Source organism: Streptomyces sp. NPDC044106, from assembly GCF_056433985.1.
Genome location: NZ_JBWKFZ010000003.1, coordinates 462,146 through 475,400, shown reverse-complemented (window position 1 = coordinate 475,400; position 13,255 = coordinate 462,146). Strand labels below are relative to the sequence as shown.

Here is a 13,255-nt window from a genome sequence, read left to right as displayed (position 1 = left end):
CTCAGGACGAGGGGCGCTTGAACGTCAGGGTCAGACCCCTGGTTCCCTGCACCTGGCCGGTGCCGATCAGCTGGATGGAGCCGCTCGCGGTCACCTGGAACGAGAGCTGCGCCTCGGTGAACGCGAGCGTGTCGTCCCGTTCGGCCACGTCCTTGAAGACCTGCTGCAGCGCGTCGACCGTGTCCGCGAGGTTCTTGCGGAGCGGGCCGAGGGGGACGGCGCGCAGCGCGGCGTCGCCGTCCCGGTCGAAGAGGCCCATCGAGTCGTTGCCGGTGGCGTCCTCGTCGGTGACCGTGACCCAGAAGGGGAGGGACATCCCCTCGATCGGGTCCGTCGCGTCGTTCTGCGTCATTCCGCCCCCTGGTCCGTGCGCCGCCGGGGCACAACTCTAGTTCCAGGAAGGGCTTTTGGCGCTCACCTCGGAGAGTTCGGAGGGGATGCGTCCGCCGCGCGGCGGCGGGCCCGGGCGGGCCCGGGCGAGGATGCCGCTCACGCCCGGCGCAGGCCGTACGCCCAGTTGCCGTCCCGGTCGGCCAGTCGCACGTATCCGGCCCGTGCGACCACCCCGTGCGAGGCGGTGTTGGACGGCTCGACCAGGGCGAGCAGGGACGTGACCTCGGGGTGTGTCAGGGCCCACTGCGACAGTGAGCGCAGCGCCTCCGTGGCGTAGCCACGCCCCCGCGCCGCCTCCACGAGGTCGTATCCCACCTCCACGCAGCCGTTGTCGTCCGGCGGCCCGTGGAAGCCCATGCCACCGACGGCCACCTCGTCCGCGGTGCGGACCAGCGCGTACAGGCCCCACTCGGGCCGGTGCACCCCGGCGGCGTACGCCTTCGTCACCATCTCCGCGGCGGTCCGCGTCCCGTCGAAGGGGCTGCCGCCGAGCCAGTCGAGGCCGCCGTCGCCGCCGAGGGCGAGGTCAGCGGCGGCGGCGGGGGTCATCTCGCGGAGGGCGAGGTCGCCGGCGGGGAGCGAGGAGGCGTTGCGCCAGCGCCACTGGGGGAGCCGGGCCCGGCCGGGCAGGGTGCCGCGGCCCGTGGCCCACAGGAGCGTCGTCCACGGCGTGCCGCCCGCGGGAGTGGGCGGCACGTGCGGGAAGAGGTGGCCGAGGACCGCCTCGCAGAGGGGGGTGGGCGGCTCCGCGTCGACGCCGAGCGCGAGGGCGATGTCGTGGGTGTGGAGAAGGACCTCCGCGATGCCCATCGCCGCGAAGCCCGCCGCGTCCGCGGACCCGGCGGGGTAGGGGTGGTAGGCGCGCACGCCGCGAGGTGTCGTACGGACCGCCGCCGCCAGCAGGCCGCCCGTCGCCTCGATCACCCGGATCGCGTCCTCGGGGCCCGAGCCTTCGTCGAGCGTGATCTCGAAGGGGACGTAGGAGCTGGTGGACCGGCCCGTCAGCTGGGCCGCGTACCCGACGAAGTCGCCCGCGATGTGCTCGGCCGTCAGCAGACAGCTCCAGTCGAGCCCGCCCGCCTTCACACTCCAGTCGCGGTCCGCCGCCGCGCGCAGCACCTTCGCCGCGTGTGCCACGGCCTCGTCGATCCGGTCCCCGCCCATGAGAAGCATGCGGAGAGAGTACGGGAGTGGGGCCCGGTCGTCCGCCGAGTTTTTCAGGGGGCGAGCAGGGCCAGTTCCGTGGCGAGGTTCTCGCGGGCCGGCGCCTCCCAGTCGGCCGCCCCGTGCGGGGTGCGGAACAGGCGGGGCAGGGAGAGGAGTTGGCGCAGCACGTCCGCCCTGCCCCGGCGGAACGCCTCGTCCGGCACGAAGCCGTACTCCTCGCGGACGGCGGCGGCGTAGGCGGCGTACGCGTCCGGGGGCGCCGCCAGGATCGCCAGGTCGGCGTCGCACAGTGCCTCGCCGTTGTGGTCGCCCTCGGCGGGGTCGTGCGTGACGGTGAGGCGGACCAGGCGGGCGACCTCGGCGGTCTGGGCGCGCGACAACCCGGCCTCGGTGAGGGCGCGTTCGGCGAGGCGGGCCGAGCGTTCCTCGTTCTCGGAGCGGTCGGGGGCGTACACCGCGTCGTGGAACCACGCCGCCAGACGTACGAGGTCGGCGTCGTCGGCGTGCTCCTGAAGGACGTCGAGGTGGTCGAGGACCGCGGCCAGGTGCGTGAGGGTGTGGTACTTGCGCTGCGGTTCGGACCAGCGGGCCAGGAGCCGGTCGGCGTAGGGCGCGGGGTCGGGGGCGTCCTTGCTCGCCCGGAGCAGGGTCGCGTGCCAGCGGGTGCGGAGCGCGGCGTGCAGCTCGTCGTCGTGGTCGGCCATGCGGCGACCTTAACCGCCGGCCGGAAGGCGCGGGCCGACGCACGCGGCGGCGTACCTGGTCCTGCCGTTGCCGTGCGCGGCATCGCCCTGCCGTTGCCAGGGGCGGCCTCCTGCCTGTTGGCTTCCGTCATGACTCACATCGACGAGAACCACGAACCCGAGCGCGCCGGGCGTCTCCTGCGCACCGAGCGCGACGCCTTGATCCCGCTGCTGCGGGCCGCGCCCGACGAGGCGTACGCGATCCGCACCTGTTGTCCCGGCTGGACCGTGCGGCACGCGCTCGCGCACTGCGGAGCCGCGCTGATGCGCGTGGTCGAGAACCGGTTCGAGGAGGGCGTGTTCAGCCCCGAGTCCAACGACCGCGACATCGCCGAGCGCGCCGACTGGCCCGTCTTCCGCGTCGTCGACGAGCTGGAGCGCGGCATGACGGAGGCCGGGGCGGCCCTGGTCGCCGCCGGGGGGCGTCTGGACGCCGTCGCGCTGGGGGAGTGGATACACGCGGGTGACGTACGGGAGGCGTGGGGGAAGCCGGGCGCGTACGGCGGGGAGGGGCTGGCCGACGCGCTTGCCCTGCTCGGACAGGTCAGCAGGTCGGCGCGGGCCGCCGCCGCGCCGCCGCTGCACGCGGACATCGACGGCCGGGACGAGCCGCTGGTCCTGGGCGTCGCCGACGGCAAGCGCCCGCCGGCCCGTTACATCGGCGACGCGCCGGCCCTGATCCGGCTCTGCTCGGGCCGGCCGCTGACGGGCACCCGGTACGAGCTGGCGGGCGCCACCGAAAAGGAGTTGGCCTTCTTCGGCTGACGCGGATCATGGGGGGATGTCGAAACACTCAGATCCCTCCGCCCGCGCCGCCTCGGGCGCCCCCGCCACCGCCCCGGCCACCGGTGAGCCCCTCGTGCCCGCCGACCCGAACGTGCTGCACCCGATGCCGGGCCAGTCGCGCGTGGTGCTGCTCAAGCCGCTCGTGACCTCGCCGCTGATCGAGGTCGGGGACTTCTCGTACTACGACGATCCCGATGACCCGACCGCCTTCGAGACGCGCAACGTGCTCTACCACTACGGTCCCGAGCGGCTGGTCATCGGGAAGTACTGCGCGCTCGGCGAGGGCGTGCGGTTCATCATGAACGGCGCCAACCACCGCATGGACGGGCCGTCGACCTTCCCCTTCCCGATCATGGGCGGGTCCTGGAGCGAGCACTTCGACCTGATCAGCGGGTTGCCGGGGCGGGGCGACACGGTCGTCGGCAACGACGTCTGGTTCGGCTATCGCTCGACCGTCATGCCGGGCGTCCGCATCGGGCACGGCGCCGTCATCGCCTCGGGCGCGGTCGTCGTGGACGACGTGCCGGACTACGGGATCGTCGGCGGCAACCCGGCGAAGCTGATCCGCCGCCGCTTCAGCGACGACGACGTCGAGAGGCTGCTCGAACTGGCCTGGTGGGACTGGCCCGCCGAGCATCTGACCGCCCACATCCGGGCCGTCATGTCCGGCTCGGTGGACGAGCTGGCCGCGGTGGCGCCGGCCGGGGGCGCGGCGCCCGCCGGGGAGGGCCCTGCCCCGGAGGGCGACTGACCTCCGGGAGTTCTCGTACAACTGAATGTCTGATCCATACGCGGACTGTACCCCCGGGGGGTATCAAGACGGGAGGGGGATTCCCTTGCGCCTGGTACCCCCCAGGGGTATACATGGAGCCGTCAGGCCGCGATACCCGCCCCGGGTATCGGCTTCCCTCCCGCCCAGAGGAGACCCCGCCATGGTCACCACCGCCCCCGGCACCCCCGACACCTCGCCAGCCGCAGAGGTCGAACTCGCCATCGGGGGCATGACCTGCGCCTCCTGCGCCGCCCGGATCGAGAAGAAGCTCAACCGCATGGACGGCGTCGAGGCGACCGTCAACTACGCCACCGAGAAGGCAAAGGTCAGCTACCGCGGGCAGGACGTCTCCGTGCGCGATCTGATCACCACGGTCGAGGCCACCGGGTACACCGCTCAGGAGCCCGCCCCCGCCCGTAGGGAGACCGGGCCGGGGGGAGGTGATGAGGGCCCCGGGGACGGCGAAGGCGGCGAAGGCGACGACGGGCTGCGGTCGCTCCGGCAGCGGCTGACCGCCGCCGTCCTGCTGTCGGTGCCGGTCATCGCGATGGCGATGGCGCCGGCGCTGCAGTTCGAGTACTGGCAGTGGCTGTCGCTCACCCTGGCCGCGCCCGTCGTGACGTACGCCGCCTGGCCCTTCCACCGGGCCGCGTACACCAACGCCCGGCACGGCGCGGCCACCATGGACACGCTGATCTCGGTCGGTACGTCGGCGGCGTTCCTCTGGTCGCTGTGGGCGCTCTTCTTCGGCACCGCGGGCATGCCCGGCATGACGCACCCCTTCGAGCTGACCATCGCCAGGAGCGACGGCGCAGGGAACATCTATCTGGAGGCGGCGGCCGGAGTCACCGCGTTCATCCTCGCCGGGCGGTACTTCGAGGCCCGCTCGAAGCGGAAGGCGGGCGCCGCGCTGAAGGCGCTGCTGCAACTCGGCGCCAAGGACGTCACGGTGGTGCGCGAGGGCGGGCGTGAGGAGACCGTCCCCGTGGGGGAGCTGGCGGTCGGGGACCGCTTCCTGGTGCGGCCCGGCGAGAAGATCGCCACGGACGGCGAGGTCGTCGAGGGGGCATCGGCCGTGGACGCCTCCATGCTCACCGGCGAGTCCGTGCCCGTCGAGGTCACCGTCGGCGACGCGGTCACCGGCGCCACCCTCAACGCCGGCGGACGCCTCGTCGTCGAGGCCACCCGCGTCGGCGCCGACACCCAGCTCGCCCGGATGGCCAAGCTGGTCGAGGACGCGCAGAACGGCAAGGCCGCGGCCCAGCGCCTGGCCGACCGGATCTCCGCCGTGTTCGTGCCCGTCGTCATCGGCCTCGCGCTCGCCACCCTCGGCTTCTGGCTCGCCGGCGGCGCGGGCCTGACCGCCGCGTTCACCGCCGCGGTCGCCGTACTGATCATCGCCTGCCCGTGCGCCCTCGGCCTCGCCACCCCGACCGCCCTCATGGTCGGCACAGGGCGGGGCGCCCAGCTCGGCATCCTGATCAAGGGCCCGGAGGTTCTCGAGCACACCCGCAAGGTCGACACCGTCGTCCTGGACAAGACCGGCACCGTCACCACCGGCCGGATGACCCTGCTCGCCACCCACACCGCGCCCGGCACCACGGCCACCGAGGTCCTGCGCCTGGCCGGCGCGCTGGAGCACTCCTCGGAGCACCCCATCGCGCAGGCCGTCGCCGCCGGAGCCGTCGCGGAGGTGGGCGAGCTGCCCGCCCCCGAGGACTTCGCGAACATCGCGGGACTCGGCGTGCAGGGGATCGTGGAGGGCCACGCGGTCCTCGTGGGGCGCACGCGGCTGCTCGGCGAGTGGGAGATCCGGCTGCCCGCGGATCTTGAGCGCGCCCGGGCCGCGGCCGAGGAGGCCGGACGCACGGCCGTCGCGGTCGCCTGGGACGGCGAGGCCCGCGCGGTCCTCGAGGTCGCCGACGCGGTCAAGGACACCAGCGCCGAGGCGATCGAGCGGCTGCGCGCCCTCGGCCTGACCCCCGTCCTGCTGACCGGCGACAACAAGGCCGTCGCCGCGTCGGTGGCCGCCGAGGTCGGCATCGCGCCCGAGAACGTGATCGCCGAGGTCATGCCGCAGGACAAGGTCGACGTGGTGAAGCGGCTGCAGGCCGAGGGGCGCAGCGTGGCCATGGTCGGCGACGGCGTGAACGACGCGGCGGCGCTGGCCCAGGCCGACCTGGGCCTGGCGATGGGCACGGGCACGGACGCCGCGATCGAGGCGGGCGACCTGACGCTCGTACGGGGGGATCTGCGCGCCGCGGCGGACGCCATCCGGCTCTCCCGCCGCACCCTGGGCACCATCAGGTCCAACCTCTTCTGGGCCTTCGCCTACAACGTGGGCGCGCTGCCGCTGGCCGCGGCAGGCCTGCTCAACCCGATGATCGCGGGCGCCGCCATGGCCTTCTCCTCGGTCTTCGTGGTCGGCAACAGCCTGCGGCTCCGGCGGTTCAAGCCGCTGTCCTGACACGTTCCGGACATATGTCCCAGCACCCCGGTACGGGCGATCCGCTCGCGCCGGGGTGATCTGCGCGTAGGCTGTAATTGGACTAGACCTATGTGCAGACCTTCGTGTCCCATGTGCCTGGTATCACGACCAGAAGGAAGAGACATCCATGAGCAAGCGTGCAGTCCTGGAGGTGATCGCCCTCGATGCCGAGGACGCCGTCGCCGCCCAGGCCGGCGGAGCGGACCGCCTCGAGCTGGTGACCGACATGGCCGCGGACGGCCTCACCCCGTCCCGTGAGACCTTCGCCGCGATCCGCTCATCCGTCGACATCTCGCTGCGCGTGATGCTCAGGCTCGCCGACGGCTTCGCCGCGGGCGACATCGACGAACTCGTGCGCCGCGCCCACGAGCTGCGCGGCGAGGGCGCCGACGAGTTCGTGCTCGGCTTCCTCGACGAGGCGGGCGGCCCCGACCTGCCCGCCATCGAGGCGCTGACCGAAGCCGTCGACGGCTGCCGCTGGACCTTCCACCGCGCCATCGACCGCGCCGCCGACCGCGACGCCCTGCGCAAGCAGCTCGCCGACCTGCCCGGCCTGGACACCTACCTCACCGCGGGCTCCGCCACCGGCGTCGACGACGGCCTGCCGACCCTGTGCGCGGAGGCGGCGCGGCGCGGCGAACCGGGCTACGCGCCGCAGCTCCTGATCGGCGGCGGCCTGCGCCTCGACCATCTGCCCCGGCTGCGGGAGGCCGGCGTCGACGCGTTCCACATCGGCGGGGCCGCCCGGCCCGACGGCTGGTCCGCGCCGGTGAGCGCCGCGGCGGTCGCGCAGTGGCGGACGGCGCTCGACGGCTGACCCCTGCCGCGTGCGGGCTGATGTGTGGCGGCTGATGCGTACTGATGCGGCGCGGCATCTGTGTGACGGCTGATGTGTGACGGCCGGTGTCCGACAGTTGATCGTTTCTCCGTGGGACGCGATAGAACTGGGTTGACACGGAGGGGACCTCATGCCGACACCACCCATACATCAGCCGCGCCCCGCGGAACGGATCCTCGCGGCCGGGACAGTGCCCGTCGCCGCGATGCTGCTCACCGGGACGGTCGCGCTCTACATCGCGCTCGTCGCGTTCGGGAACATCACCGACTTCGACACCAACCAGCAGTTCGTACACCACGTCCTGTCGATGGACACCACCTTCAAGGACAACGGTCTGCGCTGGCGCGCGGTGGACTCCACCGCGCTGCAGGACGCGGCCTACGTGGGCATCATCGCCTGGGAGACCCTGGCCGCCCTGATGCTCGCCACGTCGACGGTCCTGTGGGCGCGGGCGCTGCGCCGCCCACACGGACGGCGCCGCGCCCAACAGGCCGGTACGACCGGCCTGTTGATGATCCTCGTCCTGTTCGGGGTCGGATTCATCGGCATCGGTGGCGAATGGTTCGCCATGTGGCAGTCGGACGCCTGGAACGGCCTGGACGCGGCCACGCGCGTGATCACGCTCGCGGGCATCGTGCTCATCGTGACGCACCTGCCGTCCGCGGAGGCGCCGACGGACGCCGTCGCGGCCACCGGTCCCGCGGCCGGCGGCCCCGAGAAGGACACCGCCTAGCCCAGCTGCGCGGGCAGCGGGGCGCGGTGTACGACGATCAGCCCGGACACGGCACGGGTCAGCGCCACATAGAGCCGGCGCAGACCCGTCCGCTCGTCGGGCTCCCCGTCGACGACGGCGGCGGGCTCGTCGAGGACCACGTAGTCGTACTCGAGGCCCTTCGCGAGGGACGCGGGCACGAGCGTGAGACGGGTGTCTGGCGTCGTCTCCTGGCCGGGCGAGAGGTACGTGATCCCGGCCGCCGTCAGCGCCTCGGCGAGCGCGGGAACGCGGGCGTCCGCCGCGATGAGACCGACGGACCCCTCCTGCCGCAGCGACTCGGCGCAGGCCGCCAGACAGGCCGCGTCAAGGCCATCGGCGGCGTCCGGGCCATCGGCGCCCACGTCGTCGGCGCCCGGACCATCGGCGTCCGCCACCTGCCGCACCGCCAGCGAACCGGGCGACTCACGCACCGACTCGACCGCCGCGAGACCCGGCGCGATGTGCGGCAGCAGCCGCGACGCGTACGCGATGACCTCGCGCGGCACACGGAAACCGGCCGTCAGCTCCTCCACGACGGCCGTCTCCTTGCCGAGATGCCGCAGCGCCTCGGCCCAACTGCGGGTGGCCCACGGGGTGGTGCCCTGCGCGAGATCACCGAGGACGGTCGCCGAACCCGTTGTGCAGCGCCGCCCCACCGCGCGGTACTGCATCGGTGAGAGGTCCTGCGCCTCGTCGAGGACGACATGCCCCAGGGAGTGCGTGCGCGAGACGAGGTCGGTGGCCTCGTCGATCAGCACGGCGTCGGCGGTGGACCACTTCGCGGACTTCACACTCCGCGCGGGCTTCGCCCACAGGACGGTCCGCTGCTCCTCCTCGCTCAGGATTCCCGCCGCGTGCGCGGCGAGGAACTCCGCGTCGGACAGCAGCCGCAGCACGAGCTTCGCAGGATCGACGGGTGGCCAGATCGCTTTCACGGCCGCCTTCACCGCGGCGTTGCGGGCGACGGCGTCCTGCACCCGGTCGTCCGGTGCCTCGCCCGCCTGCTCCATGCGGACGAGCACGGCGTGGGCGATGCGCTGCGGAAGGGCGTCCCGCGCGGCCCCGTACCGGATGTCCCGCGCCAGCAACTCCTGGACGATCTCCTCCACTTCGTACGCGGGGACACGCCACCGGCGCGAACCGCGCACGACCACGATGGGCTCGGTGGGCATGCTGACGTGCGAGCGCACGGCGTTGCGCAGCACCGCGGCCATCCGCGCGTCGCCCTTGACCGTCGCGGCGGCCGACTCGTCCGTGCCGCGCACCTCCACGTGGGCGACGAGATCGTCGACGGTGGCCTGCTTGACCTCCAACTCGCCGAGCGCCGGTAGTACTTGCTCGATGTAGTGGAGGAAGGAGGCGTTCGGCCCGATGACGAGGGTGCCGGTGCGGGCGAGCCGCTCGCGGTGCGCGTACAGGAGGTAGGCGACCCGGTGCAGGCCGACGGCCGTCTTGCCGGTGCCGGGACCGCCCTGCACGCACACGCTCCCGCTCAGCCCGCTGCGGACGATCTCGTCCTGCTCGGGCTGGATGGTGGCGACGATGTCCCGCATCGGCCCCACGCGCGGCCGTTCGATCTCCTGCTGGAGGAGCTTGCTGGTCCGCTCGGCCTCCGTGGCGTCGCTGAGGTGCTCGTCCTCGTACGCGGTGAGGTCACCGCCCGTGTAACCGAACCGGCGGCGCAGCGCGATGTCCATCGGGTCCTTCTTGGACGCCCGGTAGAACGGCTGTGAGACCGGCGCGCGCCAGTCGATGACCATCGGGTCCCCGTCGGCGTCGTGGACGTGCCGCCGCCCGATGTAGAACTGCTCGCCCTCGGCGCCCTCCGCCTGCTCGGCGCCCGGCGCGTGCAGGTAGTCGAGCCGCCCGAAGAAGAGCGGGGTGTGGGCGAGGTCGGCGAGGGACTTGATGCGTTCGTCGAGTTGCCGCTCCAGGACCGCGGCGTTCACCCAGTTCGCGGTGACGTCCCGGATGTCGAGGGCCTCGGCGTCCTCACGCATGGCCCGCAGGGCGGCACGGGACGCGGCGAGATGCCGTCGTTCTCTGGCCAGGGGACCTTCGGAATCGAGCGGGGCGGGACGGTCGGGATGGGCGTGCTGCGCGTGCACGGGGTGCCTCCGGCGGTTCTGCGATGTCTGGGTGCGGCCTCTGCTCTGCTGCTGCTCGGGCAAGTGACCGACCGGTTTCCGTCCGGGCGGCGGCGCTCCGCGGGGGAGGCGGGGAAGGAGGCATCCTAGGCGGCCGCTGCCTGCGCGGGCCAACGAGTTTTCCCGTGGGGGGCCGGGGGGGGGGAGATCCCGTGCCGTCGGCGGGGGGCTGGGCCCCGCCCCGTCAGGGGCGCGGGGAACTGCGCGCTCGGCCCCCACCGGCGTGCGGCCGGGGGTACCGGCTGGCGGGTCGGGTCGGTTTTGCGGGTGCGGCTGTGTTGTGGCTGGTCGCGCAGTTCCTCGCGCCCCTGTGGGGGCGGGCACCGTTAGGGGCGCGGGGAACTGCGCGCTCGGCCCCCACCGGTGTGCGGCCGGGGACAGCGGCTGGCGGGTCGGGGTCGGCTTCCCGGGTGCGGCTGTGTCGTGGCTGGTCGCGCAGTTCCTCGCGCCCCTGACGGGGCGGGGCTAGTCGTCGGCGAGCTCGGCCACCCCGGTGACGCGATGCAAGGGATACGTACGGACCTCATCCGCCGTGTGGTCGTACGCGGTGACGAAGCCGCCCTCCACCCGCACGGGGGCGATCACCCGCTGACTCGCGGAGCCCTCCGCGTTCACGTACCCGATCCAGACGGCCTCCCCCGTCAGCACCGCGGCCTGCATCGTCGCGAGCGTCTCCGCGGCCGTGGTGCGCGGCAGCCGCCCGTCGGAGGCGGAGGCGGAGGCGGGAGTCTCCTTGCGGGGCGCCGTAGTCGCCAGATCACCCGCACGGATCGCCCGTACCGCCGCGTCGATGAGCGTAGGACCGGGCAACGGCGGCCCGTCCGGCACCGGCTCGGGCGCCGAACGCGGCGGCGTGCGATGCGCATGGGCACGGGTGATGAGGACGTCGCCCTCCGCGCTCTCCGCAGCCGGCGCGAACCCCATGGCGCGCAGCCCCTCCAGGAGTGCGGCGGGATCCGCCTGGGCGGCGAGCACGGTGGGCGCAAGACGCCGCAGCCGCAGGCTCTGGGCGCGCTTGTCGGCCAAGATCTCGTTGAGCAGGGCCTCGTCGTCGCAGCGTACGTACGCGGAGGCGGCACCGATCCGCAGGTGGCCGTGTCTGCGCGCCACGTCGTCGATCAAGTAGGCGAGGGGCTGCGGAACCGGCGTACGGGAGTGGGCGGCCAGGAAGGCGTGCAGGTCGGACGCGGCCTGCCCGGCGTCGAGCGCGCGGCGTACGGAGCCGGGCGTGAAGCGGTAGACGGTGGCGCCGCCCTTCGACTCGACGTCGGCGAGCACGGCGAGGGCGTCGGCGAGAGGTCGCTCCAGCGGGCCGGGGGCCACGGCGGTGAGGTCGGCCTGGAGCAGGACGTGGTCGAGGGGTTCGGGGAGGAGGGGCGCGAGGAGCCGCGCGGCACGGGCGGCGGCGACACTCTGCTCGCCGGTTCCGCCGGTTCCGCCGGGCCCTCCGGCTTCGCTGCCCCCTCCGCGCTGCGTTCCGCCCTCCGGCAACAACGCCCGCCCGTGCGCCGACAGCGCCCCGCGCCCCGTGACACCCAGCAACTCGGCCTCGCTCAGCGTCCATCGGGCGATACGGGAGCGCAGGTCCTGGAGGGTCGGGGAGTCGGAGGGATTGGCGGCGCCGTCCTTGGCGGAAGCGGAAGCGGAGGCGGAGGTGGAAGCGGGGACGGGACGCGGGCGCCCGGCGGCGGGGCGCTCCCAGCGGAGCCGGGCGAGGAGGGAGTCGGGGTCGGGCGCGGCGCCCTCGGGCAGCGCGGCGAGCAGGTCGAGGACGCGGTGGCGGACCTCGGGGGCGGCGGAGCGGTCCAGGTGCGGGCCGAGCGCGGAGAGCGTGCGGTCCTTGCCGTCGCGACCGCCGACGAGGCCGGCCGTGCGGGTGGCGGCGAGCCACGCGGTGGCGAGGGCGGACCAGCGCTCGGCGGCGGGCAGCTCCTGCCACTCGTCGTAGGCGGGGGTCGCGGCGTACCGCTCGTCGGCCTCGCCGTCGGAGGCGAGCAGGCCCGCCGCGTAGGCCAGTTCGACCCAGAAGGCGGCCATCGGCTCCGACGTGTCGAGCGCCACCGCCGTCCGCTTCAGGTCGCGCACGCTGAGGCCGCCCGCGCGCAGCACCGCGGGGCCGCCCTCGTCCCATTCCTTCAGGAGTTCCTCGACGGTGGCGAGCGCGGTGTACGCCTGGCCCGCGGCGGTCGCGTCCACAACCTGTGGACGGTGCTCGCGCGCCGCCCCGACGGGCGGCGGCGTCGGCTCGGTCGTGCGGTGGGCGCGTCCTGCGCGCAGGTGCAGGGCGGCCTCGCGGGGCAGGACGACCGTGCCGGGAGCGGTGGGCAGGAGCAGCCCCCGGTCCAGGAGCCACCGCAGGTGCCGGGCGGGCTCGGCGGTGACCTGCCCGTACGGAGGCCCCCACACCAGCCGGGACAGTACTTCCACGGACTCGGTGGGCGCCTCGTCGAGCAGTGCGGACATCCGGGTGCGGTCGGTGAACAGCGCGGTCAGGGACCGCACGGCGGAGACGGGATCGTGGGTCGTGGGCAGCCCGGCCGCCGCGACGATGTCCTGCACCCGGTTGGGCGACATCCCCGCCGTGGCCTCGGCGACGGTCGGCCCGAGGCCGGTCGGGGACGGATGCTGCGGGGTGGGGGCGAGCAGCTCACGGGCGGTACGGACGAGCCGGAGCCGGTCGTCGGAGCCCCACACCAGAGCCTGCTCGTGCAGGGTGGCGAGGGCGCGGGGCAGCGCCTCCTCGACGGCGGGGTCCCCGTCGTCCCCCGCGAGCAGCGCGCGCACCTCGTCGTACGAGGCGGGCTCCGACGCCACGGCGAGCGCCTCCGCCACCTGCTGTGCGAACCGGTCGAGCCGCTCAAGGGCCCGCACCACGGAGGCGCGGGTGCCCGCGCGGGTGGCGAGCTGGGTGAGGTCCGTCGGCACGGGGCTGAGCAGATCGGGCCGCGCCCGCAGCAGCCCGGCGAGCGCGCCGTCGCCACGCGACCGGAGGGCCTCGGCGAGGGAGCGGGGCGTGTCCGCGCCGCGCGGCGACGCGCTGGCGCTGTCCGTGGGCTGCGGCTCGTCGGTGCTCATCCGGTTCACGGTAGCGGGTCGGGTTGGCGTGGTGGGGGTGTCGACCGGTGCCGACGCGCCTGCCGCACGCCCACCACCGCGACACGCGCCCC

General features: G+C 74.0%; 10 protein-coding genes. 5 read left to right on the top strand and 5 right to left on the bottom strand.

Annotation, left to right across the window (positions count from 1 at the left end):
• Position 1: 1 nt before the first annotated feature.
• From AC07DI_RS07265 to AC07DI_RS07255, 3 genes are all read right to left on the bottom strand, one after another.
• Positions 2–352 (bottom strand): Pepco domain-containing protein, encoded by a 351-nt coding sequence (locus tag AC07DI_RS07265; protein ID WP_478902777.1) that lies wholly within the window; start codon positions 350–352, stop codon positions 2–4.
• Between the two features lie 137 nt (positions 353–489).
• On the bottom strand, positions 490–1,566 hold the full coding sequence (locus tag AC07DI_RS07260; protein ID WP_478902776.1) for a GNAT family N-acetyltransferase: 1,077 nt from the start codon (positions 1,564–1,566) through the stop codon (positions 490–492).
• Positions 1,567–1,610: 44 nt separating this feature from the next.
• Complete coding sequence (locus AC07DI_RS07255; protein WP_478902774.1) at positions 1,611–2,264, bottom strand: HD domain-containing protein; 654 nt, start codon at positions 2,262–2,264, stop codon at positions 1,611–1,613.
• Positions 2,265–2,393: 129 nt separating this feature from the next.
• Between AC07DI_RS07255 and AC07DI_RS07250 the strand changes: the two genes are divergently transcribed.
• The 5 genes from AC07DI_RS07250 to AC07DI_RS07230 all read left to right on the top strand — a co-directional run bounded on the left by AC07DI_RS07250 (position 2,394) and on the right by AC07DI_RS07230 (position 7,920).
• Complete coding sequence (locus AC07DI_RS07250; RefSeq protein ID WP_478902772.1) at positions 2,394–3,068, top strand: maleylpyruvate isomerase family mycothiol-dependent enzyme; 675 nt, start codon at positions 2,394–2,396, stop codon at positions 3,066–3,068.
• Between the two features lie 124 nt (positions 3,069–3,192).
• Positions 3,193–3,840, top strand: a complete 648-nt coding sequence (locus AC07DI_RS07245; protein ID WP_478902864.1) for a CatB-related O-acetyltransferase — start codon at positions 3,193–3,195, stop codon at positions 3,838–3,840.
• 181 nt (positions 3,841–4,021) lie between these two features.
• The gene (locus AC07DI_RS07240) at positions 4,022–6,328 is read left to right on the top strand and encodes a heavy metal translocating P-type ATPase (RefSeq protein WP_478902771.1); all 2,307 of its coding nucleotides are present in this window, start codon (positions 4,022–4,024) and stop codon (positions 6,326–6,328) included.
• Between the two features lie 148 nt (positions 6,329–6,476).
• Complete coding sequence (locus AC07DI_RS07235; RefSeq protein WP_384256885.1) at positions 6,477–7,166, top strand: copper homeostasis protein CutC; 690 nt, start codon at positions 6,477–6,479, stop codon at positions 7,164–7,166.
• Positions 7,167–7,317: 151 nt separating this feature from the next.
• Positions 7,318–7,920, top strand: coding sequence for a DUF2165 domain-containing protein (locus tag AC07DI_RS07230; protein WP_478902769.1), 603 nt, complete (start codon positions 7,318–7,320; stop codon positions 7,918–7,920).
• Here the strand turns inward: AC07DI_RS07230 and AC07DI_RS07225 are convergent.
• Complete coding sequence (locus AC07DI_RS07225) at positions 7,917–10,049, bottom strand: HelD family protein (RefSeq protein WP_478902768.1); 2,133 nt, start codon at positions 10,047–10,049, stop codon at positions 7,917–7,919. The genes AC07DI_RS07230 and AC07DI_RS07225 overlap by 4 nt on opposite strands.
• 504 nt (positions 10,050–10,553) lie before the next feature.
• Positions 10,554–13,163: a helicase-associated domain-containing protein gene (locus AC07DI_RS07220; protein ID WP_478902767.1), complete on the bottom strand. Its 2,610-nt coding sequence runs from the start codon at positions 13,161–13,163 to the stop codon at positions 10,554–10,556.
• Positions 13,164–13,255 lie beyond the last annotated feature (92 nt).